At 45.7% G+C, this 22684-nt stretch carries 19 protein-coding genes; 13 read left to right on the forward strand and 6 right to left on the reverse strand.

All coding sequences use genetic code 11. The annotated features are described in order from the left end of the window. Positions 1–154: 154 nt before the first annotated feature. The 7 genes from APAR_RS01420 to APAR_RS01450 all read left to right on the forward strand — a co-directional run bounded on the left by APAR_RS01420 (position 155) and on the right by APAR_RS01450 (position 6780). Positions 155–1891, forward strand: a complete 1737-nt coding sequence (locus APAR_RS01420) for an ABC transporter ATP-binding protein/permease (protein WP_012808361.1) — start codon at positions 155–157, stop codon at positions 1889–1891. Further along, positions 1891–3591, forward strand: coding sequence for an amino acid ABC transporter ATP-binding/permease protein (locus APAR_RS01425; protein WP_012808362.1), 1701 nt, complete (start codon positions 1891–1893; stop codon positions 3589–3591). The genes APAR_RS01420 and APAR_RS01425 overlap by 1 nt, the downstream gene beginning before the upstream one ends. Then, on the forward strand, positions 3591–3908 hold the full coding sequence (locus APAR_RS01430) for a nitrous oxide-stimulated promoter family protein (RefSeq protein WP_012808363.1): 318 nt from the start codon (positions 3591–3593) through the stop codon (positions 3906–3908). Before APAR_RS01425 ends, APAR_RS01430 begins: the two co-directional genes overlap by 1 nt. A gap of 140 nt (positions 3909–4048) precedes the next feature. Further along, a complete protein-coding gene (locus APAR_RS01435; RefSeq protein WP_012808364.1) occupies positions 4049–4708 on the forward strand; it encodes a Pr6Pr family membrane protein in 660 nt (219 codons plus the stop codon). A gap of 177 nt (positions 4709–4885) precedes the next feature. Further along, positions 4886–5107: a hypothetical protein gene (locus APAR_RS01440; RefSeq protein ID WP_012808365.1), complete on the forward strand. Its 222-nt coding sequence runs from the start codon at positions 4886–4888 to the stop codon at positions 5105–5107. Positions 5108–5111: 4 nt separating this feature from the next. Then, a complete protein-coding gene (locus tag APAR_RS01445) occupies positions 5112–6410 on the forward strand; it encodes an MFS transporter (protein ID WP_012808366.1) in 1299 nt (432 codons plus the stop codon). Then, the gene (locus APAR_RS01450; protein ID WP_012808367.1) at positions 6403–6780 is read left to right on the forward strand and encodes a hypothetical protein; all 378 of its coding nucleotides are present in this window, start codon (positions 6403–6405) and stop codon (positions 6778–6780) included. Before APAR_RS01445 ends, APAR_RS01450 begins: the two co-directional genes overlap by 8 nt. 70 nt (positions 6781–6850) lie before the next feature. Here the strand turns inward: APAR_RS01450 and APAR_RS07345 are convergent, their stop codons facing one another. The 4 genes from APAR_RS07345 to APAR_RS01465 are packed head-to-tail and all read right to left on the reverse strand — an operon-like array spanning position 6851 to position 9634. Next, positions 6851–6991, reverse strand: coding sequence for a hypothetical protein (locus APAR_RS07345; RefSeq protein WP_012808368.1), 141 nt, complete (start codon positions 6989–6991; stop codon positions 6851–6853). Between the two features lie 13 nt (positions 6992–7004). After that, on the reverse strand, positions 7005–7841 hold the full coding sequence (locus APAR_RS01455) for a metal ABC transporter permease (RefSeq protein ID WP_012808369.1): 837 nt from the start codon (positions 7839–7841) through the stop codon (positions 7005–7007). Further along, complete coding sequence (locus tag APAR_RS01460) at positions 7834–8586, reverse strand: metal ABC transporter ATP-binding protein (protein WP_012808370.1); 753 nt, start codon at positions 8584–8586, stop codon at positions 7834–7836. Before APAR_RS01460 ends, APAR_RS01455 begins: the two co-directional genes overlap by 8 nt. Before the next feature lie 7 nt (positions 8587–8593). Then, positions 8594–9634: a metal ABC transporter substrate-binding protein gene (locus APAR_RS01465; protein WP_012808371.1), complete on the reverse strand. Its 1041-nt coding sequence runs from the start codon at positions 9632–9634 to the stop codon at positions 8594–8596. 344 nt (positions 9635–9978) lie between these two features. Here APAR_RS01465 and APAR_RS01470 point away from each other — a divergent pair, with 344 nt between their 5' ends. Beyond that, on the forward strand, positions 9979–10731 hold the full coding sequence (locus APAR_RS01470; protein WP_012808372.1) for an SDR family NAD(P)-dependent oxidoreductase: 753 nt from the start codon (positions 9979–9981) through the stop codon (positions 10729–10731). Between the two features lie 10 nt (positions 10732–10741). After that, positions 10742–11737: a 2-keto-3-deoxygluconate permease gene (locus APAR_RS01475; protein WP_012808373.1), complete on the forward strand. Its 996-nt coding sequence runs from the start codon at positions 10742–10744 to the stop codon at positions 11735–11737. 119 nt (positions 11738–11856) lie between these two features. Here APAR_RS01475 and APAR_RS07090 read toward each other — a convergent pair whose 3' ends face one another. Further along, on the reverse strand, positions 11857–12666 hold the full coding sequence (locus tag APAR_RS07090) for an AraC family transcriptional regulator (RefSeq protein WP_012808374.1): 810 nt from the start codon (positions 12664–12666) through the stop codon (positions 11857–11859). A gap of 372 nt (positions 12667–13038) precedes the next feature. Between APAR_RS07090 and APAR_RS01485 the strand changes: the two genes are divergently transcribed. Continuing rightward, positions 13039–15078 carry a YidC/Oxa1 family membrane protein insertase gene (locus tag APAR_RS01485; RefSeq protein WP_012808375.1) on the forward strand — a complete coding sequence of 680 codons (2040 nt, stop codon included), beginning with the start codon at positions 13039–13041 and terminating at the stop codon, positions 15076–15078. After that, entirely contained in the window at positions 15071–17221 is a 2151-nt protein-coding gene (locus tag APAR_RS01490; protein ID WP_012808376.1) for an alkaline phosphatase family protein, read from the forward strand. The genes APAR_RS01485 and APAR_RS01490 overlap by 8 nt, the downstream gene beginning before the upstream one ends. A 153-nt stretch (positions 17222–17374) precedes the next feature. Here APAR_RS01490 and APAR_RS01495 read toward each other — a convergent pair whose 3' ends face one another. Next, on the reverse strand, positions 17375–19012 hold the full coding sequence (locus APAR_RS01495; RefSeq protein WP_012808377.1) for a hypothetical protein: 1638 nt from the start codon (positions 19010–19012) through the stop codon (positions 17375–17377). 144 nt (positions 19013–19156) lie between these two features. Here APAR_RS01495 and APAR_RS01500 point away from each other — a divergent pair, with 144 nt between their 5' ends. After that, positions 19157–20560, forward strand: a complete 1404-nt coding sequence (locus APAR_RS01500; RefSeq protein WP_012808378.1) for a glycerophosphodiester phosphodiesterase — start codon at positions 19157–19159, stop codon at positions 20558–20560. Positions 20561–20730: 170 nt separating this feature from the next. Next, the gene (locus APAR_RS01505; protein WP_012808379.1) at positions 20731–22626 is read left to right on the forward strand and encodes a heavy metal translocating P-type ATPase; all 1896 of its coding nucleotides are present in this window, start codon (positions 20731–20733) and stop codon (positions 22624–22626) included. Positions 22627–22684 lie beyond the last annotated feature (58 nt).

The raw sequence follows: 22684 nt of genomic DNA on the forward strand, positions 1-22684 counted from the left end.
ACTCTTATAATCAAAGACAAAATTACATGCAGTAGTTAAAACTGTTATTGGACTTATAGGTATTCTCGTACCTCAAATTTGGCGCAGAATTGAAATGATATCGTCGTTATTGGATTAAAGATTCTGCTTGTAAGAAGAGCGAGAGAAGTTTTATATGATGATCAACAAACGCCTCATTGCCCTCATTGAGGAGAGTAAAAAATATATTGGCTTAACTGTGCTGTATCAGTGGATTGCGCTGATTGCCAATATTGTATTTATGTATTCTCTGGCAAGAATGATAGAAGCTTTGTTCATGGATTATTTTGTCTTTGAAGAGCAGCTGTTATTTATTGTGTTATGCCTCATTGCTATTGTGATTAGGTATTTCTGTAAACTCGCTCAACACAAAACAAGTTTTTATGCAGCAAAAAGAGTTAAAAAGACCCTTCGCGAGAAAATCTATCAGAAACTCTTAGAGTTTGGTCCTTCGTATAAAAACTCATATGCTACCAGCGAGATTGTTCAACTTGCTGTTGAAGGCGTTGATCAGCTTGAAACGTATTTTGCACAGTATTTACCACAGTTCTTCTATGCTGTTTTAGCTCCACTCACACTTTTTCTTGTTTTGCTTTTTATTAGTCCTGTAGTTGGTATTGTTTTGCTGGTATTTGTTCCACTTATTCCAATGACCATTGTTTTTATCCAGAGGTTTGCGAAGAAGCTTCTGTCTAAGTATTGGGGTCAGTATACGCAGCTCGGCGATACATTTTTGGAGAACTTACAAGGTCTGACTACGGCAAAGATTTACAAGGCTGATGACTTTAAGCACAAGCAGATGAACGAGGAAGCCGAGCACTTCAGACGTATTACCATGAAGGTCCTGACCATGCAGCTAAACTCTATTACTGTGATGGATGTGGTTGCATTTGGTGGAAGTGCTCTTGGTACAATCCTTGCAATTCAGCAGGTGAACGACCAGCTTCTCTTTATGTGGGAGGGCGTCTTTGTTATTTTGATTTCGGCTGAGTTCTTTTTGCCTATGCGTCTTTTGGGCAGCTATTTCCATATTGCCATGAATGGTATGGCAGCATCGGATAAGATCTTTAACTTACTTGATATGCCCGTTCAAGAGCAAGGTGCCAAAACTTTTCCAGCTTCCAGTGATGTATCGTTACGCAATGTTTCTTTTTCCTATGATGGCGAGAAACCCGTTTTGGTGAATGTATCTTTTGGAATGCATGCTAACTCTTTAAATGCACTGGTAGGAGAGTCAGGCTGTGGCAAATCAACAATCGCAGCACTTTTGACTGGAAAGCTTCGTTCGTATTCTGGTGATGTTTTGTTTGGAAATACCAGTTTGGCAGACATTTCCGATCAGAATTTACTTCAAAACGTTACGTATATTGGACATCAAGCGCATCTCTTTATGGGAAGTGTTCGTTCCAACCTTGTCATGGGTAACCCCGAAGCAACTGAAGACCAACTTTGGCATGCTCTTGAGCAGGTCAATCTTGCTGAGTTTATAAGGTCTCTAGGTGGACTTGATGCTCCCGTTGCTGAGAAGGGCTCTAACTTGTCTGGTGGTCAGCGTCAGAGGCTGGCACTTGCTAGAGCGCTGCTTCATAACAGCCAGATGTACATCTTTGACGAAGCAACTTCAAACATTGACGTTGAGAGTGAGGATGTCATCATGCAACAGGTTCACCAGCTTGCTCAGTCAAAGATGGTGCTGGTGATTTCGCATCGTTTGGTGAACGTCAAAAACGCTAATCAGATTGTGGTCATGCAACATGGTCGCGTTGTTGGAAGTGGTACTCATCAAGAGCTGCTTGCAACAAATGACGAGTACAAGCGAATGACACAGGCCCAGACCGAGCTTGAGAATTATGTGAAAGGAGTTGAGGCGTAGTGAAGACAGAAGTTAAAAATAACGCCACAACTGCACGTACTTCTCGCCGTGGTGCATTTACTGTCATGTTGAGGTTGGTAGGACTGGTACGCCCTCTGGCCGGCTATATGATACTTGCAATTTTGATGGGCGTTTTAGGTAACCTTGCTGCTACGTTCATTAGCATTTTTGGAGCGTATGCCCTGCTCAGTGCTACGGGCTTTGCTTCATCATCTCCTATGGTGTTGCTTTTTGGTGGCATGCTTCTGTTTGCATTGGTTCGTGGTTTGCTACGCTATGCCGAGCAGGAGTGCAACCACTTTATTGCGTTTAAACTGCTTGCGCTTATTCGAGACCGCGTGTTTACGGCGTTAAGAAAGCTTGCACCAGCAAAACTTGAGGTTAAAAATAAAGGTAACCTGATGAGTGTTATCACCTCAGACATTGAGCTGCTCGAGGTTTTCTATGCGCATACTATCTCACCCATTTGTATTGCGACTGTTTTCTGCATTGTTATGGTGTGGTTTATTGCGGGTAGCACCAACTGGATTTTAGGTGTTATTGCACTTGTTTCTTATCTGATTGTTGGTGTAGTTATCCCGTTTAACATGTCTAAGCGCTCCGAACAAGACTCTGCTGAAGCAAGAGATCTTGCTGGCAAGCTTTCGACGGTTACCCTTGATAACCTGCGCGGCCTTGACGAGATTCTGCAATATAACACTGGTAAGCAGATGATTGAGCAAACAAGTCAACTAGCCAATCAGTTAAGTGACAGACAGCAGGCAGTTAAGAAAGCATTTGGTGTCAACGATGCCGTTACCTCAACGGTCATTTTGCTTGCTGGTCTTGTCATGTTCTTTAGCTCGTTCTACTTGGCTCATACCCAGCAGATTCTTATGAACGAAGCTTTTATTGTTACTATTGCATTGATGAGTTCATTTGGTCCTGTTGTTGCTTTAGCCTCACTTGGTACAACGCTTACCAGTACTTTTGCTGCCGGTAATCGCGTTTTGGATATTCTGGACGAGAAGCCTCTGGTTGAAGATGTAGTAGACCAAAAAGATGTCTCTTATGAGGGCGTCCGTGTTTCTGAGCTTTCATTTGCGTATGATGATGAGCAGATTCTGGATAATATTTCTGTAGACATTCCTACCGATAAAATTGTAGGAATTGTAGGTAAGAGCGGCTCGGGTAAGTCTACGCTGCTTAAACTTTTGATGCGTTTCTGGCCAGCAACACCTGGTGCCATTGAGATTTCTGGAACTCCTTTAGAGCAGATTAATACCTCTAACCTGCGTGATCTTGAGAGTTATATGACACAGGATACGCATCTGTACCATGATTCCATCAAGAATAATCTGCGCATTGCAAAGCTTGATGCAACAGATGAGGAGATTATTGAGGCATGCAAGAAGGCTTCAATTCACGAGTGCATCTCTACGTTACCTCAGGGCTATGACACGCCTGTTGCAGAACTTGGCGACTCGCTTTCTGGCGGAGAGCGCCAGCGTATTGGTCTTGCTCGTGCTTTCTTGCACGATGCACCTTTGATGCTGCTTGATGAGCCAACCAGTAATCTAGACAGTTTAAATGAGGCTATTATTTTGCGTTCTCTTGATAAAGAGACTGAGCACAAATCCGTGGTTCTTGTTTCTCACAGAGCTTCTACCATGGGAATTGCAGATGTTGTTTACACCGTTGATGGGGGACGAGTGAGCTAATGACACCTGAAGAAATTGAACAGAAACGTCAGAAAGAAAAAGATCTTTTCTCGTTAATGATTCGTTTTTATTGCGAGAAGTACCACCACACTAAAGCTCATGAACATCTGTGTGAAGGGTGCGCTGAGCTTGAAAAGTATGCCCATATGTGTGTACAGCGTTGCCCATTTATAGAGACAAAGACGTTTTGCTCAAAATGTAAATCACACTGCTATAACAAAGAGATGCGCGCTCGTGTTAAAGAGGTCATGAAATCTACGGGACCTCGTCTCTTGTTGCATCATCCAATTCTTGTGATTAAGCATGCGCTACAGTAACGTGGTTCTCTAGTATGTCCTGTAGCATTTTTTGAATCTTTTTCATTTGAAACATAACTGTTAACTCTGAGAATTATGTATTTTTGCCGCGGCGCATTAGGGTTACAGTGACCTCTTGCTTTACAGAAGGAGGTACTGCGTTGATTAAATCAAAGAAAGCGTCATTTATTTTTAAGCTGTTTATTGCTGTGATTGGCACCTTTGTGCTGTGTGATTCGGCGGGTATTTTCCGAATGAACTTCCGCGTTTCTTTCTTGTATTACTTTACTAATATTTCTAATTTGCTTCTTGTTGCCTATTTCTGGGGAGCGTTGTTCCAGGCTTACAAGCATCCTGAGACTGCTCAGAAACCATGGATGCCAACAGTTAAACACACACTTATGTTGGGTATTACTGTAACTGGTCTGGTAGCTTACTTCTTGCTTGACCACGGTGAGGTCTTTGTAAATGGTGTTTTTAAGTTCAACAATTTCATTTTGCACGATATGATTCCTATTTGTGGCGTTCTGGACTGGTTGCTCTTTGACGAGAAGCCAACTATGAGCTTTAAAGAGCCTCTTATCTGGCCTTTGTATCCGCTTACGTATTTTGTGTACATCATCGTCTTGGTACTAGGCTTTGGTGTACAGATCAAAGAGAAATCTCGTTGGCCTTATGGATTTATGGACTTTGACAAGCTGGGAGTTCCTGCGGTTGCTTTGACCATTGTGATTCTGGTTGTTGTCTTTGTTGCTCTGGGTTACCTCTACGTTTTCATTGATAAGAAACTTGGCGAGAAGATCAAGAAGGCTCAAAATTAAGTTATTCAAGTGGGATAACTGTAAGGTCGAAATCTGACTTGTTGCGAAGTAAAATTTAATTCATTGCAAAGCACCTGACACTTCTTGTCAGGTGCTTTTTATGCCGTTTACGGGGCTATATTTGGAACGACGCATATGTACTGGTAAAATATTAAAGAAGTTGATGAAGGAGGTATTATGTCACTATATCGTCATCTACATTCTCGTTTGGGATCAGCCCATAAAATTGTACTTGCGGTCTGTACTTTTGTGATGGCAATTGCGCTTCCAGCTATTGCAAAAGCCGATGTAGTTTCTACGCCAAGAGTTGGCAGATCATCTGTTTTTCTAGTTGCGGCTGCAGTCAGTATTCTTGTAGCAGTAATTGGCGCTATTTTCATCATATGGCGCAACAGGTAAAACTTTGTCAACTCCACAGCAGCTTTTCCCCAAAAAAGAAGTCTCTACTTTTGCATATGCGTTGTGCCATTTTGTAGTTGACTTTGCATGTGTATCCACGATGCTCTGCGCAGTAAGCCGAGTGTTGGGGGAATCTGGTCAAGGTTCGCTTGAATTAGCGACGCTCAGCATTCTGCTCTACGACGTAGTTGCTTTTGCATTCCAGCTACCAGTTGGTATTGCTTTGGATAAGTTAGATAAAAACTCGTTCGCTGCGATGCTTTCATATGCGCTGATTGGCGGCGGAGTGTTACTTTCGCTTGTTCCTGTAGCACTTCTTGAGTGGCCGACAGTTCTGTTGCTTGCTGTTGGAAATGCGCTTTTCCACTGCGCAGGAGGTCTTTGTGTACTCAACATCTCTCAGAAACATGCAGGACCATCGGGAATTTTTATTGCAACGGGTGCAGTAGGAGTATTTTTAGGTACGTTTAGCGCGCGGTATGGAAGACTTCAAGTTGCGTTTGCGCTGCTCGTCTTACTGTTTTTATGTGCGATTATTACCCAAGTGGTACAAAAGGTTAATAAAAAGTACTGGAATATACATAACACTCCGCTTGCTATTCCTGAGCTTTCGTCCCGCACTTTGCTTGCAATTGTTTTGCTCTGTTTTGTTGTTGCGCTTAGAAGTTATGCTGGTATGGTCATGGCGTTTCCTTGGAAGAGCGAGATGCTTTTGTTGGTTCTGAGCATTCTAGGTGTATTTTCAGGTAAAGCTCTTGGCGGAATGATTGCTGACCGTATTGGCTTTAGAACCACGGCGATTTTCTCGCTGATTGCTGCAGCTACTTTATTTATACCTTCATGGGAGATACCTTTTATGGGTCTCTTGGGTGTATTTTTCTTTAATTTTTCGATGGCAATTACGTTGGCTTCTTTGGCTAATATTTTGTCCAGCGCAAAGGGAACCGCATTTGGTTTAGCCAGTTTCTCTTTGGCAATAGGTGCATTACCTGCGCTTTTAGGCCTGCGTCTGGAGCATCCTTTGGCGCTTTTTGCAATGAGTTTGGTCTCGGCGTTTGCTTTGGGTGTGGGTCTGACTTTGGTAAAAGATTCCATAGTCATAGGTCCATTTGGTCACGAACGCTCGGTACAAGTTTTAAATGAAGCACAGGCAGAGCAGGCGTCGCAGATCGAACAAGCAACACAGGAGTCACAGGCCACGCAGGCTGCACATGTCACACCAGAAGCTTCAATCGCACAGACTGAGCATATAGCTCCAGACGACGAGTCTACGAAAACTTTGGGAAACGAGCAGCATGACTAGCTGGATGTTTTTCTCGTCGTATTTTATTTCGACGATTCAAACATTTCTGTTTTGTCTGATTCTTACTATTTTTGTTGAGCTTGTTGTTGCCTATCTGATTGGTATTAAAAATAAACAGGCGCTCTTGATTATTGTTGCAGCTCAAGTATTTACTAATCCAATTGCCGTTTTTATAACAAGTGCATGTATGGAGTGGACTACTGATAGTGCGCAGTATTTTGCCTGTGTTATAGTCGTTGAGCTGGTAGTCATTGCCGTTGAAGGTTTAATTTACAAGTTTAAAGGAGTGAGTAGCGCTCCGTGGAAACTGTCAATTTTATGCAATCTTGCGTCGGTATCTTTAGGTATTCTCATTCAAGTATTTATATAAAAATTTAGCGAGAAACCCTTTGAGTAGGAGGGGTTTCTCTCCAAATATGGGTGATATATAAGATGAAGCTTTAATGAACGATTGCGATAAGAAGAGCTCCCACCATAAGACCAATGGACGTTCTGAGTGCTGCTGTAGCTTGTCTGTGTAAGAGCTTTTGCGCACGAGATGCGCGAGTAAGCTTGGCTTGTGAGGTGTTGAGTGTGTGCATTGGTCCTCCTTTCTTAGTTCTTGTTTAGTATATGCCCAAAAGTAAGTCTAGGTAAACTTTTAAGTATAAAAATGATACAGAAAATCACACCAAGGGTGAGTCCAATCATGCCTCCAGAAGAGGCATCTAAGTAATAACTGCCAGTTATTCCAATCAAAATGCTGAGTGTGGCAATAAGTGGAGAAATCCAGAGCATATGCTTCATTTGGTTAGTGAGGAGTCTTGCGCAGGCGCCCGGAACAATAAGGAGTGAAACGGACAAAATAACACCAACTGCTTGGAGGGATATGACAATTGCTAAGGCTAGGGCAACAAGTAAGAATGAGGTGAGTGTTTTGATGGAGAGACCGATTGCTTGAACCTGTGTTTGATCAAATGAAAGCAAGGTCAGATCCTTGTTTTTAAGTATGAGTAGGATTGCAATAGGAAGGCCAATGCAAAGAACTTGCAGCATGTCGGGCGTGGTGACACCCAAAAGATTTCCAAACAGTATGTGTGACAGGTTAATTTGGCTTGGAACTTTTGATATGAGAACTGTTCCTAGCGCAAAAAACGTTGTAAATACGATACCGATTGCTGTATCAGCACGTACAATTTGACTCTTTTTAACCTGTCCGACCAACACCACGGTAATAAGGGCAAACACTAGCGCTCCCACCAGATAGGGAAACCCGAGTAAATGGGCAATAACTACGCCTGGAAGAATAGAGTGGGAGATAGCATCGCCCATGAGCGACCAACCCATGTGGGTAATCCAGCAACTCAAAAGTCCGCAGACTATTGCAGTTGCAATACCAGTGATGAGGGCTCGCTGCATGAATGCATATTGGAGAATATCAACCTCAGGCATGGAGTACCTCCTCAATATGGGTGTCCTCAGAAATTCCGAGGTTCTGTAGGAGCGCGTCTCCGGAAAGAATTTCTTTTGAAGGTCCCTGCGCGGTGATAGTCCTGTTGATGACCAGGCAAAGCGGGAATTTTTGCTGAGCTAAGTTAATGTCGTGAATTGAAACGAGCAATGTTTTGCCTTCTTTACTGAGATTATTGAGCTGTTCAGTGATGATGGCTTCAGAACGAGCGTCTACTCCTGCAAACGGTTCATCGAGAAACACCAGTTCAGCGGCTTGTGCGATTCCGCGTGCCACAAACACGCGCTTTCTTTGTCCACCAGAAAGCTGGGCAAGCGGACAATTCATAAGGTCGGCCAGGTTAACGCGTTCTAGTGCTTGAGCAACCAGCTCCTTGTCCTGGGCGGAAGCTATGCGCATCCAACCTTGATGAACATATCTACCCTGCATGACAACGTCTTTTACGAGCAGGGGAAAGGTCGCATCAATTGCTTCCGTTTGAGGAACGTAGCTGACTTTGCCCAGCTTACGTGCTTGTGAAAGAGTCTGATTGCCCCAGGTGATGGAGCCCTCGCATGCGATGGTATCCATCAGCGCTTTGAAGAGCGTAGACTTACCGGCACCGTTGACGCCTACAAGTGCGCATAGATCTCCTGTTGAGAGGGAGAAATTCACGTCATGAATGATGGGTTTCTCGCGGTCTTTTTTCTCGTACCAGGCGCAAAGTTGTGAAACGCAAAGATTCATTGAGCAATTACCTTCCCATGAGGCCAGATACGATTGCGTCTGCATCGTGTTGAAGCAGATCAAGATAAGTGGGAACGGGACCGCCGGCTTCCGAAAGAGAGTCAACGTACAAGATGTTTTTCTCGTCAGTTTTGAGGGTTGCGCCTGTCTCGTCAGCTACCTGCTGCATTGCCTTGGGGTTTACCGTGGATTCACAGAATACCGCAGGAATTTGCTGTGATTTTACAGCTTCAACGACCTTGGCAATCTGCTGTGGAGTACCTTCATCAGCGGCGTTAACTGCCCAGAGGTAGAGCTCCTTCATGGTGGTGTCGCGACATAGATATGAGAACGCACCCTCGCAAGTCACAAGCGTGCGCTGGTTTTCCGGTAGGGCACTGAGCTCTTCGATTAGTCGAGAAGAGATGCTGTCGAGTTCTTTTTTGTATGCGTTGCCGTTGGCTTCAAAGTCCTTGGCATGGTCAGGAACAAGGCTGCTTAGCGCGCGGACGATATTCTCGACATAGATCTTGCCGTTTTCAGGCGACATCCACGCATGTGGATTGGCCTGACCCTGGAAATCGCCCTCGGCAATAGGAATCGCGGTAATACCCTCACTGAGGTCAGCACGTTGGGCAGGTGATTCGTCGACAAAGCGCTCAAACCAACGCTCAAGCCCCAAGCCATTGTTGAGGATAAGCTGGGCTTTCTGCGCTCGCTTGAGGTCGTCGGGAGTGGGCTCGTAGTCATGAATTTCAGCGCCAGCCTTTGTGATGGATTCTACCTGGCAGAACTCGCCTGCTACGCGAGAAGCCATGTCTTGGATGACGGTGAAGGTAGTCAAGACAAGGGGAGCCGATGAGTTCTGGTTTGATGTAGAGCCTGAATTGGTTGCAGAATTGCGTTGCCCGCAAGCAGAGAGCGAAGCGATGGCAATTGTGGAACTTGCGACGATTAGAGACAACGCTGATCTGCGGGTTAGGAGAGGGTTACGGTGAGCGTGTGGCTGCAGGTTTGTATGCGGGCGCAGATTTGCAGCTGTTGAGTGATGTGTGCAGTGATGTTTCATGGTAACTTCCTTCGTAGAGATTAGAGCTGGTAGTCGCGAAATTGGGAACGTGGGACTAGGAGCTCAACGGGTTTCTTGCTATAGTATATTCCTAAAAGTTAGCTATGTCTAACTTTTAATAAATAAGATTCTATTTAGAGGTGATTTGAGGACAAAAATTTGAAAGATTGAGCATGAATTTTAATGTGTCATTTGTGTCACATTTTAAGCAATTTACTTTCTTTTACTTAATTAACCATAGGATTTGTCTCTCAAAAATAATTTTTTTGTAGAAAATTATGTGAATATAGCTAAAATTTATTTTGTTCCCTAATGGTTTTGCTCGTGAGTAATAAGGAGAGAGCATGACGTTCGATTTTACAGGCAAATTGGTTCTGGTTACAGGCGGAAGCGCTGGCATTGGCGCTGAAATCTCCAAGGGTATTGTTGCTGGAGGTGGACATGTAATCGTTTGCTCTCGCCATGAGGACACTGGCCGTAAGTTTGTTGAAGAACTTGGCGAGGGTAACTATTTCTACCCAATGGACATTTCAGATGCAGAGGGTGTTAAGAAGACTGTTGCTCAGATTCTTGAGGAGCGCGGAGACGTTAACGTTCTTATCAACTGTGCTGGTCGCATCAGCTCCGTTCCTTTTGCTGAGGTAGATGACGAGGAGTGGAATAAGACCATCAACACCAATCTCACTGGTACTTACAACGTGACTCACGCTCTCTGGCAGCACTTCATTAAGCGTGGCGGCGCACGTATCGTCAATGTTTCTTCCGTTGCCGGCAAAATTGGTGGCGGCCTCCTTGGTACCGTTGCGTACGCATCTTCCAAGGCTGGCATGAATGGCTTTACCAAGGCTATTGCTAAAGAGGGTGGCAAGTACGGCATTTCTTGTAATGCTGTTTGCCCATCTTTTACCATTACAGATATGACCACTGCACTTTCCAATGATGAGGAGAAGTACAAGAAGGTTGTAGGTATTATTCCTCTTGGTCGTCCTGCTCAGGCATCTGAGCCTGCACAGATGGTACTGTTCTTTGCTTCTGATGCTGCTAGCTTTGTCAACGGTGAGGTTGGCGACTGCGACGGCGGCATTGTTATGGACTAGGTGATTGTTGATGGCTACAAAAGATCCAATTTCTATTCAGCACCCATTTAAGGCATTGGGTCGTATTCCAGGTGCAAATATCCTGATACCATTGCTGCTTGGTGTTTTCATGAACACATTTTTCCCAGAGGTATTTCCAACGCTTGGTAGCTTTACTGCAGCTATGACCGTCAAGGGTACTGCTGCTCTGGTTGGTGCTTTCATGCTGTGTGTTGGTGCAACCATTTCGTTCAAAAGCGCTCCAAAGGCTGCACTTCGTGGTGCAATCATCATCACCTCTAAGGTTGTGTTCTGCGTTGCTCTGGGTCTTGCTGTTTTGTTCTTCCTGAACGACAACCTGCTTGGTCTTTCATCTATGGTTATCCTTGCTGCTTGCTCTGGTGCAAACAACTCTATGTATGCAGGTCTGATGGCTGATTACGGTAACGAGTACGAGCAGGGCGCAGTTGCAATTACCACACTGGTTGTTGGTCCTCCAGTTACTATGCTTGCTCTTGGCGCAACTGGCCAGTCTCCAATTAACTGGTCTTTGCTTGGTGCAGTTCTTCCAATTATCTTAGGTATTTTGCTTGGCAACTTCTTCCCATCTATGAAGAAGATGCTGACTAACGCTCTGCCAGCAATTATTGTTATGACCTTCTTTGCAATGGGTACTACCATGAAATTTGATTCTCTAATCATGGCTGGTCCTGCAGGTATTCTGCTTGGCGTTATATGCTCTGTCTGCGGTGGCTTTATTAACTACTTTGTTGATCGTGCAACTGGCGGATCTGGTATTGCTGGTGTTGCAATTTCTTCCTGCGCAGGGGCAAACGCACTTACACCTGCTGCTATGGCAGAGGCTAATCCAGCTCTGTACGGTGGAGCTGCTCTTGCTACCGCAAATGCACAGGTCGCAGCTGCAGTTATCGTAACTGCAATCTTGACTCCTTTGATTACTGGTTATGTCGCTGAGCATTTTGCTAAAAAGGACAACACCTCAGAGGAAGTTGTTGAAGCTGCTTAACAAGTTTCACAAATCTAAGCGTAAAATCCCAACACCTAAAGGTGCTGGGATTTTTTGTTGCTTGAATAGTTAATTTTGTAACTCAAAAGCTTGTTATTAGTTTTTATTACAAGTAATAACTACTTAATCAGAATATTTCCTTCATAGCGGTCATGAACATCCTGAGGTGTAACGCCCATGTGTTTCTTGTACAGTCTGCTGAAGTAGAACGGATCGTTGTAACCAACTGCCTCGGAAGTCTCTCGTACAGAAAGACCAGACTGAAGTAGCTGTTTAGCATGATCAAGACGCTTTGCAATGATGAACGTCATTGGGCGAACGCCAAATGTTTGGACAAAATTGTTAGAGAAGCGCTGAGTACTCATTCCGCAGCGTTTGGCTAAGTCGGGAATGGTAATTGGATTTGCAAAGTGGAGTTCGATATATGTGCGAGCGTCGGCCATACTCTCCTGGACTTTTTGGCTGTTGGTAAGCAGAAACATTGATTTGATAAGCTCGGTGCCATTGACAATCTGCGCAACACGATTGTCCAGTGATGGGGTGGTATTAAGTTTTTCTAGGTCAAGTGTCTTATTAAGAATGCGATCAAACCCTTGAGGATCGAATGCATATGCATTGAAGATTGGACTAGTGACATCGTCCTGCACGCCGTCATAATAGATATTTACGTGGTCAAAAGAACGCCCGTAAAGTGTGCGATAAGAAACGGTCTGACCTGCGGGAGCGTGTACAACGGTGGTTCCTTCGCAGATAAACTCTTCGCCGCCAATAGTAATTTCAGCTGCTCCAAAAATAGGAATGATGAAAACAGAATGGGCAAGCGAAAAAGTAACTTGGGAGTCAGCAATCTTCTGCTGACGGTTTATTGAAAACACACTATACGTCTGCCGCGAATAGGTCTTTTTTAGTTCTTGCAGATTAGCCTGCATAGAATCTCCTCATTTCACAAGCGTCCTACCATACTGAATATAAAAAATGACATGGAGAGTATTTTAGTCAGCAGAGCAGCGATTGCAACCCAAAATAAAAGAAAAAATACCATTTCAGGGGTTAATTTTTGATTAACGAAAAAGACAATTGGCTACGTACTTTTTATGAAATGATTCAAAAAAGAGCAATTTATGTCTAAATTTTATCCATTCAGTTTAAAGATTTTATCTGTTGTCTATTTGCTTTAAACTGCCGATAAATAGTGTTTTTGATACCATAACTAACTATGCACAAAATGGGTACTACAGGTTTCTTTAGTTTGTTATGAATTCTGTTGGCTTTTGCAGAGATTTCTCGTAGAAAGTTTGTATATGGAGCAGCTTGCACACGTTTTTTCGCTTATTGTTCAACCCGCATATGACTTGACCGGTAGTTGGTGGGCGGCAATTTTCCTTTTTACCTTTGCGACTAAAATTATTCTGATGCCTTTGGCGCTTTGGACGCAGCAAAACTCTATTGTTATGGTACGTCTTATGCCCGAGACCTTCCGCTTGAAGACGCGTTACTTTGGCGATAAAGAGACAATCGAGGAGCGTTCAAATGAGCTCAACAAAAAGGCAGGCTATCACCCACTTCTAAGCCTTATTCCTCTTGCAATTCAGGTAGTCATTCTGTTTGGTCTGGTTGACGTCATTCATGGCATCACAGATTCCGGTGCTCCTGGCACTGAGTTTTTGGGTATGACCCCAATCATTGATGGTGGTATCACTTGGATTATGCCACTAGCAGCAGCTCTTTCTTCAGTAGCCTTAGGTCTTGCCTCCAACAAGCTGAATCCACTTCAGCGCGAGCAGTCCCGTGCTGAGAAGAACACCACAAATGGTCTTTCCATTGCAATGTCGCTTGTGTTAGCAGTTTACGTTGTTTGCGGCATGGCGTTCTACTGGGTTTGCTCAAATCTCCTTTCAATTCTTGTCCAAATCGTATGTAACATTATTATTGACCCTCGTAAACAGGTTGATTACGAGGATTTGAATGCTGCGCGTGATGAGTTTGAGGCAATGGACGCAGCAACCAAGTCCACTCACAAATGGTTCCAGCGCGATCCTCATGCCGCCCGCGAAAAAGAAGATTACAAGCGCTTCTTTGATACTATTGGCAAGCACTTAGTTTTCTACTCCGAATCAAGTGGCTTCTACAAATACTTTCAAGGCGCAATTGAGTGGCTGTTGGCAAATTCTGACATTTGTGTCCACTACGTTACCTCTGACCCTAATGATCAGGTCTTTGAGCTTGCAAAACAGCAGCCTCGTCTGATTCCGTACTACTTGGGTCAGCGTCGCCTTATCACGCTTTTTATGAAGCTTGACGCGGACGTTGTAGTTACTTCCCTCGGTGATCTGGAGAGCTCTTACATGAAGCGCTCCTACGTGCGTAAAGACGCTGAGTACATGTATATGTGCCACCACATGACTTCTATGACGGTCACCTCAACACGCAACGAGTACACCTACTACGATGACGTTCTGTGCGTTGGTCCTCATCAGCAACATGATCTTGAGCTGGTCGAGAAGTACTACGGTACGCCATCAAAGAGAAAGCCTGCCATTGGTTACGATCTTCTCGATAGATCAATCCAGAATTACCAGAAGCAGAATCTGGGCCAGCGTAAACCTGGCGAGAAACCCCTGTTGTTGATTGGTCCTTCGTGGCAGTACGACAACTTGATGGACAGCTGCCTTGACGGAATTCTTAAGCAGCTTATGGGTCGTGGCTGGCGCATTGTGGTTCGTCCGCACCCAGAATATTTGAAGCGTTATCCTGCCCGTATGGAAGAGATTCTTGCTCGCTATGCTGACGCGGATCCCGAGGAGCTTTCCTTTGAGACTGATTTCAGCTCCAACACTTCAGTTCTCTCAGCTGACCTGCTCTTTACTGACTGGTCAAGTGTTGCCGAGGAGTTCTCGTTTACTACGCTCAAGCCGTCGGTCTTCATTGACACTGCAATGAAGGAGAATAATCCCGATTGGAGCAAAATCCACTCGGATCCATGCGATATTACGTTGAGAAATCAGATTGGTCGTAGTTTTGATCCTAAGGATCTCTCGGGTCTTGGCGATGCAGTTGCACAGATGCTTGAAGAGACTGATAGCTGGTCGCATAAGATTGAAGAAATTCGCAACAACATGATCTTCAACCTTGGTCACGGCGGAGAAGCTGCAGGTAAATTTATCCTCGAACGTGTTTTAGCACATCAAGAGGAGGCTGCTGAGCAGGGTGATGCCGCAGGTGCTAACACGACTTCCAAGAAGAGTGATGCTGTTGAGGCTGACGCTGCCGACAAGGGCAACGTTGCCGCCATCGACGAAGTCACAACAACAATTGATGAGGACGGTGTTTCTCGTGATTAAAGCCACAACCTCTACCAAGAGAAACTCCCACAGCTCAGCTGCTCAAAGGCGCGCAACATTCCTCCACGCTGTGTTCTACCTTGCAGTGTTGACCTTTGCGTGGTGGGCGCTTCTGCCTGCAACAGCTCAGGCGTACGTTGACCCATCCGTCATGACCTACACCATCCAGGCGCTGGCAGCCGTGGTGGTTGCGCTGTCGGCCGTACTTGGTGTGGCATTTAGGCGCTCGCGCAAGGTGCTCTTCCGTATGCTCAAGATTGACGAGAACGCAGACAAAATCGTCGAAGGCGCCGTTCACAAGGTGGATGCAAAGGGTGCACAGGCTGCAGACGCTCAGATGCGAGAAACCCTTGCAGCTGAAGCCATCCGCATCAAGGAGCGCAAAGAGGGCACGCTTAAACCTAAGGGGCGTATTGGCGTTGCGTTTACTGTCTCGTTCTTCACCGTCTTTACTATTCTGGTGGTAGCTCCTCTTGAGCTGGTAGCCAATAGCGCGCGTGACCTCTCGTTCAATCTTAATGATGTTGCAGGTCCTGTTATTATTGCCGGTCTTGTGCTTACGCTTATCTTGACGGTATTTCTTTCGCTGCTGCGCAAGCGCCTCTTTAACGTTGCAGTGGCCCTTGTGGGTGCGGTCGGTTTTGCTGCATATATCCAGGTAGTGTTTATGAATGGCGGAATGCCTCTTGCTGACGGTCACGAGGTCATCTGGTCAAACTTCACTAAAAAGATGGTTATCTCGGGCTTTGTCTGGTTGGTAATCATTGCTGGTAGTGCGGTTTTCTCGATCATTCGTGCCCGTCAATTCCGCACCGGTCTTTTGGTAACGTCCGTAGCGCTTGTCATTGTTCAGGCAGTAGGCGTTGCCAGCCTTTGGGGGCCATCTATTGCTGCATCAATTGACGCAAATCCAGAGAATTACCAGGTAGTTGCAACTCGTGAGGGTCTGCATAGTGTTTCTTCTAAGAAAAACGTCGTGGTGTTTGTTCTTGATACTACTGACACCGCTTTTGTCCAGAGGCTCTACGATGAGCAGCCAGAGACATTTGCCGGTTTAACTGGCTTTACGTGGTACAGAAATTCTGCGGGCTCTATGATTCCAACCCGATACGGCGTGCCTTCACTGCTCTTTGGTACACGTCCTCAGCCTGGCGAGAATTTCAACGAGTTTGTTTATAACTGGGCACAAAGTGATCAGTATTTGAGGGATATCCAGAATGCTGGATTTGAGGCCGGGTTGTACACTGACCAGCTCAATTACGACCGTTATAGAGGTACAGCTCAGAAGTACTCTGTGAACTATCATCCACCGGTTGGTAGGGGACTTGATAACCAGCTGGATGTTTTTGGTGCACTGCGTATTCTTTACAAGACGGCTCTGTGTAGGGACATGCCTTGGGTGTTTAAGCCCCGTTTCTGGTATTACACGGAGGACCTCAATGTGCGCATGCGCCGCCAGGTCAATATGGATGAAGTTGATCTCTCCTCTCAGCCATACACCGAAGACGATCTCAAGTATTACCAGGAGTTGCAGCATTACGGACTCTCGATTGATGATACGGGTCAGAACGGTTCGTTCCGTTTCATTCACCTGTTTGGCTCGCATCCACCTTACACTCTTGATCGTAACGTTGAGCGCACTGAGGATCCAAGCAAGCAAAACGTTGACGAGCAAACCATTGCATCTTATCGAATTGTTGAAGCATACATTGCTGAGCTTAAGCGTTTGGGTGTATATGAGAACACGTCTTTTATCATTACTGCTGACCACGGTGATTGGTATTTGACGGACAATGATATTCAAACGCCTTCAAATCCAGTTATTATGTACAAGCCTGCAGGCCAAACTGCTGAAGAAGCTGCTCAGCCTATGCAGATTTCTGACGCACCTGTCTGGCACTATGACATTTTGGCCCAAACTCTGAAGGATATGGGTGTTGACCAGCAGACGCTCTCCAACTACACTACACCTCTCGATGAGGTCCATGAGGGAGATGTTCGTCCTCGCTACTACATCGAGACGCTCTCCAATGGCAAGCGCGATATTTTTGTCAGGGAGTTTGTCATCAACGGCAATGCTAATGACATGAATGACTGGAGTCTTACGGGTAACGAATGGCGCGTTGACCCCTGGCATGATTAATTAGGCTGTCCTCTAGCAATAAGCCCTGGCGAGAAACCCAGCTAATCGCACTATCCATCCACAAGAAAAGCCGTGTCTTTGTGACGCGGCTTTTCTTGTGGGAATTTATGTGAGCGAGCTTGTAAAGCGGAGTTCAACGATAAGTTGGAGCGACTACGGCATAATCCATGCCGGTAAACCATCAGAGAAAATGCGTGCTAGAGGATATGCCTCTTCAATGGTCAATGTAGCAACAACGCGATAAGGACCTTCTGCTTGTATGTCAAAGACTAGTGCAAGGGGTTTCTCGCCATCAGTGGTAGGAAGTGCAAGGTAGATGCAGTGTTTGGAGGGATTGTAGAGCTCAACCGCTATACGCCAGCCACGCTTTGCAGCGCGAAGAGCATTCTGAACCAGAGGTGAGTCGGTATCAAATCCGCGTTCTGAATCAAAGAGTGGGGTAGTGTGAGTTGAGACAGGTAGCGAGAAGTCAGTATCGGCGTGCATGAGCTGCTGCTCGTTCTTTCTGTATACATACGCTGCGGAAAGACAAGCCTGTGCCGCCTGAAGAGATGGTGCGTCACTTAGATAAGCGGTACTGAGTGCATGCCAATCGGAGATAGGAGCCTCGTGCATGACCACGTCAATTGGGTTGATAGGCAGCGCTTTTTCTGCTGCAGGAAGCTTCTCCCAAGAGGCAATGCTGGATTTTGGCAGTCCGCGGTACGCGTCAACCGCTTGATCGTGCAGTTCATCAGCGGAAACACTAAGCTCTAAAAGTATCCAGGGACGCAGAGCTCCGCGTCGAGACTTGCGAATGGTAGCAGTAATAACCTCGTCTGTCTGGGGTTTCTTGTAGCGCGTGTTAAACGTAAAGATCCCACCGGTAGAAATGAGCGAGCGAGAAGCCTTGGCCAGTTCAAAGTCTTCCTCGAGCTGCTGGACGACATTGGCATCGACAGGGGCCATTTGATACAAAATGCCAAGAAGCTCATTGCTGATGTGCAATTCTTCTTCGAAGTTGGAAGGATATGCTGTGGTTGTAACAGGAGTTTCTACCTGTATTGATACTTGATCGGAATTCTTTGGTTCAGGTGCAACTGCTGAAGAGGACTTTGCTGTGGAGTTAAAGGCCTTCTGTACCACAGAAGGTGTCGCTTCGAGCTTCTTCTCTTCGTCAGAGCCGTCGTAGGGGTTGTAGGTAACTGTGAGCGAGATGGTTGGCTCAGGCGCTATGGGTTCCGGAGCTTCAGTTGCAGGCTCAAGTTCAGGCTCTGGGGCTGCGACGAAGTCGGACTCTTCTATCTTTGGATTTGTGGACTCAGGCTCAAGTTCAGGCTCTGGGGCCGCGACGTTGTTGGACTCCTGCTGGGGTACTTCCTTTGTAGAAACTTCAACTTCAGTGACTTCTGGCACAACAACTTCAGGCTCTTCTGCTTCTGTTTGAGTCTCTGCTACCAGGCGCTTAGGCTTGAGGGCGCGAATGGACTTTGCTCCACGGCGACGCTTCCAAGGTTTGCCGTTATTTTGAGCTTCAACGTTTTTCTCGCCAGCAGCAAGAGCAGCTTCAAAGGCATCAAAGGTTAAAAGCGTTGCGTAGATATAACCTTTTTTGAACGCCGTGATTTTGATGAAATCAGGACATGCTTCCATGAGTGTACGAATGTCATCAAAACCAAAATCTTGCGGGGCAAGGTCATCCTCAATAAGGATGCCCTCAACGGTAGAAAGGGGAGTCTGCTTAGAGATGCCGATGGTATTCTTTAGTAGTTTATACAGGTAGAGGGCGTATTCTTGTTTTATAACAGCCATGATGCTCCTGAGATAGTAGTTAATGGACTACATACTACTCGATTTTGAACAGACAAAGATACTGATTACGCACAGAAAGTCGCAATATGTAACGTAAAGAAGCGGCTGGACTGATAGAATAAAGCTAGATTGAGGGGAGGCCATATGATTGGTCGTTTTATTAAAAGAGCTGCGGTTAGAGCTGCAGGTTTAGTAATTACTCAGTATGCCGCAAAGGCAGCGCTTCAATCTGAGGCTGGAAGAAAGTTACTGGCCACAACGGCTTCTAAGGCCGCTAACTTAGCTGGTAATATTGCTAAGGAGCAGATTGCGGCTGGTTTTAATGCTCATGTGAAACCAGCACTTCCAAGTGCTGATTCTATTCAGACGTCAGTTGCTCGTGCTCAATCCGCGCTTCGTTCAGCTCAGACTTCGGTTTTGGCTGCTCAAGCTCAGTTTCAGTCTAATTTAGAGAATCGTTTTTCTCGCTCAAAGAACAAGCTTTCAAAGCAGCTTTCAAGCACTGCTGAGTCGCTTGAAGAGATGGGGAACACTTTAGCTGAGCATCAGGATGCTGTCACAGATATTGCAGTTACAGATGCTGTTGAGGAGATTGCTACTCAAAATGGACAGGATTCAGAGGAACTGCTAGCTCCTGCTCAGAAGGGCAAGACGCTTAGAAACGTAGCAATTGCCGGTGGTGTTGTGGCTGGTGCAGCTCTTGGTTTAGCAGCATATGGTGCCTACTCCATTGCTCCTCGTAAGCAGAACGATCGCCTGCTTCTGGAGCGTTGGCATGAGATTGCTCGTCATCGCTATGCTCATCGTGGTCTTTACAACAACGAGGCTGGTATTCCAGAGAATTCTCTGCTGGCTTTTCGTACAGCTTGCGAGAAGGGCTTTGGCTCCGAGGTTGATGTTCACCTGACCGCAGACAATAGGCTGGTTGTTGTTCACGATTCAGCACTTGATCGTCTTTGTGGTGTACAGAAGATTGTTGAGGAATCCACGCTAGAGGAGCTTCGTGGTCTTAGGCTCCTTGCTACAGATGAGCAGATTCCAACATTTGAGGAAGTTCTTGAGGTCTATGCGTGGAGTGGCTCTGGTGAGTTGCCTGCACCTTTGATTATTGAGGCTAAGACATGCCACAATAATGCTGAGCAGCTTACAGAAAAAATTATGCAGGCTCTTGATCTTCGTCCTGTTCGCGCATGCATTGAGAGCTTTGATCCTCGTGTTTTGCAGTGGCTGCGTCAGAACCGTCCTGAAATGCTCCGCGGCCAGCTTTCGGAGAATTTCTTGATTGATCGTCAGACCAGGCACATGAACATCGCTACACGTGCTGGTGCTACAGCTCTCTTTGGTAATTCTGTTGGTCGTCCTGACTTCATTGCATACAAGTTTGAGGATCGCAAGAATCCCTTTGTTAAGTTGGCTTGTAACACCATGGGCGCACATCTCATCACTTGGACTGTTAGGAGCGAGGAGGACATGATTGCTTCTGAGCTCGAGGGTGCTCCTGTCATCTTTGAGGGATTTATTCCAACTTCTGCATCGCTAATTAATTAGTTTTTCAAGCAGCAAAAATATTGTTGAACTACAGAGGTATTTAGGACTCCACGGGTTTCTCGCCCGTGGAGTTTTTAAATAACAAATTTCTTCAATATTATCGTATGAATATATGTACATATATAAATTTATAGGGTAGACTAGGTATAACAACAACCCAAGGAGGAGCTATGAGCCCAAAGACAAAGGTGAAGATTGTTCGCATTGTCTGTTCTGCTGTTTTGTTAGGTGTTGCTTACGTGGTTGAACATGTATTTAACCTGCAGCTATGGCAGGCGCTTTTGCTCTATCTGTTGCCTTATGCCGTTGCAGGATATGATGTTGTTCTGGAGGCATGGGAGAGCATCACTGAGGGCGAGTGCTTTAACGAGGACTTGCTTATGACCATTGCTACCCTTGGTGCTTTGTTTATTGGTTTTGTGCCTAATGGATCTCCTATGTTTGACGAGGCTGTCTTTGTCATGCTGTTCTTCCAGGTAGGAGAGGTATTTGAGCACCTCGCTTCCGATAACAGCAAGAAGTCTATTGCTAAGCTTATGGATATCCGTCCCGATAGCGCAACGGTTGAGCGCGACGGACAGCTGCTCACTGTCTTACCAGAAGAGGTTGAGCTAGGAGAGATTATCGTAGTAAAACCAGGTGATCGTGTTCCTGTTGATGCAGAGATTGTCGAGGGTTCTACCAGTCTTGATACTGTTGCTCTTACCGGTGAGAGCGTTCCTCGTGACGCGACAGTGGGAGATAATATTATCTCGGGTTGTGTCAATCTTTCTGGCGTGGTGCGCGCTCGTGTTACCCACCTCTTTGAAAACTCTACAGCTACTCGCATTATTAAGCTTGTAGAGAGTTCAAATCAAAACAAGTCTAAGAGCGAGAGCTTTATTCGTCGTTTTTCTCGCGTCTATACCCCAGCTGTTGTTTACAGTGCTATTGCGCTTGCGTTTTTGCCTCCTCTGTTCTCGGGTGATTTTGTAGGCAATGCTTCTACCTGGATTGTAAGAGCGCTTACCTTCCTTATTGCGTCGTGTCCTTGTGCGCTGGTAGTTTCTGTACCACTAACCTTCTTTGGCGGCATTGGCGCTGCTTCAAAGGAGGGTATTTTGATCAAGGGTTCTGCATACATTGATACGCTGTCTACTCTTGATACTGTTGCATTTGATAAGACCGGTACGCTGACTGAGGGTGTCTTTGAGGTTCTCGCTGTTCACCCTCAAACTATTGGCGAGAAGGACCTTCTACACCTAGCTTCTCATGTTGAGATGCACTCTACACATCCAATTGCGGCAGCTCTTCGCGCTGCCTATCCTAGTGAGGATGATGGTTGTGTTATTACGGATATCAAGGAAATTGCAGGTCAAGGTATCTGTGCTAACGTAAATGGTAAGAGTGTTGCTGTTGGCAATTGTGCACTCATGGAGAGCGTTGGAGCTTCTTGGAAGGCATGCAAGAATCATGGAACCATCATTCACGTAGCTGTTGATGGAACCTACATGGGTCATATTGTTATTTCTGACCGTGAACGAGCTGACGCTCCAGCAGCAATCGTTTCTCTTAAAAATGTTGGCGTTTCCAAGGTTGTCATGCTCACGGGCGATAAACGCGATGTTGCAGAAGAAATTGCAGCTCAGATGAGTATTACCGAGGTCCGCGCAGAGCTGCTCCCACAGGATAAGGTATCTGCAGTCGAAGGTCTTCTCGCCCAGAAGGCGGCTGGTAAGTCACTTGCTTTTGTAGGTGACGGCATCAACGATGCTCCTGTTCTTGCTCGTGCAGATGTTGGTGTTGCTATGGGCGTTTTAGGATCTGATGCTGCTATCGAAGCTGCTGACGTAGTGCTTATGGATGACAAGCTCTCCAAGCTCTCAAAGGCTGTAAAGATTGCTCGTTATACCTTGGGCATTGCGAAGCAGAACATTGTGTTTGCTATTGGCATCAAGGTTGCTATTTTGATTCTTGCAGCCTTTGGTTTGGCGCCTATGTGGCTGGCTGTCTTTGGAGACACGGGCGTTATGGTGCTTGCAGTTCTTAATTCCACTAGGGCTTTAAATATTAAGTCAATTAAGTAAGAGAGAGAGGCTAAGACTTACTTGCCAAAAAAAGGACGCTCACAAAGGAGCGCTCCTG

It is taken from the genome of Lancefieldella parvula DSM 20469, assembly GCF_000024225.1.
In the GTDB taxonomy this organism is placed as follows: Bacteria; Actinomycetota; Coriobacteriia; order Coriobacteriales; family Atopobiaceae; genus Lancefieldella; species Lancefieldella parvula.

Coding starts and splice junctions, on each gene's coding strand:
- APAR_RS01420 (WP_012808361.1), top strand. CDS start 155: ATGATGATCAACAAACGCCTCATTGCCCTCATTGAGGAGAGTAAAAAA.
- APAR_RS01430 (WP_012808363.1), top strand. CDS start 3,591: ATGACACCTGAAGAAATTGAACAGAAACGTCAGAAAGAAAAAGATCTT.
- APAR_RS01440 (WP_012808365.1), top strand. CDS start 4,886: ATGTCACTATATCGTCATCTACATTCTCGTTTGGGATCAGCCCATAAA.
- APAR_RS01450 (WP_012808367.1), top strand. CDS start 6,403: ATGACTAGCTGGATGTTTTTCTCGTCGTATTTTATTTCGACGATTCAA.
- APAR_RS07345 (WP_012808368.1), bottom strand. CDS start 6,991: ATGCACACACTCAACACCTCACAAGCCAAGCTTACTCGCGCATCTCGT.
- APAR_RS01455 (WP_012808369.1), bottom strand. CDS start 7,841: ATGCCTGAGGTTGATATTCTCCAATATGCATTCATGCAGCGAGCCCTC.
- APAR_RS01460 (WP_012808370.1), bottom strand. CDS start 8,586: ATGAATCTTTGCGTTTCACAACTTTGCGCCTGGTACGAGAAAAAAGAC.
- APAR_RS01465 (WP_012808371.1), bottom strand. CDS start 9,634: ATGAAACATCACTGCACACATCACTCAACAGCTGCAAATCTGCGCCCG.
- APAR_RS01470 (WP_012808372.1), top strand. CDS start 9,979: ATGACGTTCGATTTTACAGGCAAATTGGTTCTGGTTACAGGCGGAAGC.
- APAR_RS01475 (WP_012808373.1), top strand. CDS start 10,742: ATGGCTACAAAAGATCCAATTTCTATTCAGCACCCATTTAAGGCATTG.
- APAR_RS07090 (WP_012808374.1), bottom strand. CDS start 12,666: ATGCAGGCTAATCTGCAAGAACTAAAAAAGACCTATTCGCGGCAGACG.
- APAR_RS01485 (WP_012808375.1), top strand. CDS start 13,039: ATGGAGCAGCTTGCACACGTTTTTTCGCTTATTGTTCAACCCGCATAT.
- APAR_RS01495 (WP_012808377.1), bottom strand. CDS start 19,012: ATGGCTGTTATAAAACAAGAATACGCCCTCTACCTGTATAAACTACTA.
- APAR_RS01500 (WP_012808378.1), top strand. CDS start 19,157: ATGATTGGTCGTTTTATTAAAAGAGCTGCGGTTAGAGCTGCAGGTTTA.
- APAR_RS01505 (WP_012808379.1), top strand. CDS start 20,731: ATGAGCCCAAAGACAAAGGTGAAGATTGTTCGCATTGTCTGTTCTGCT.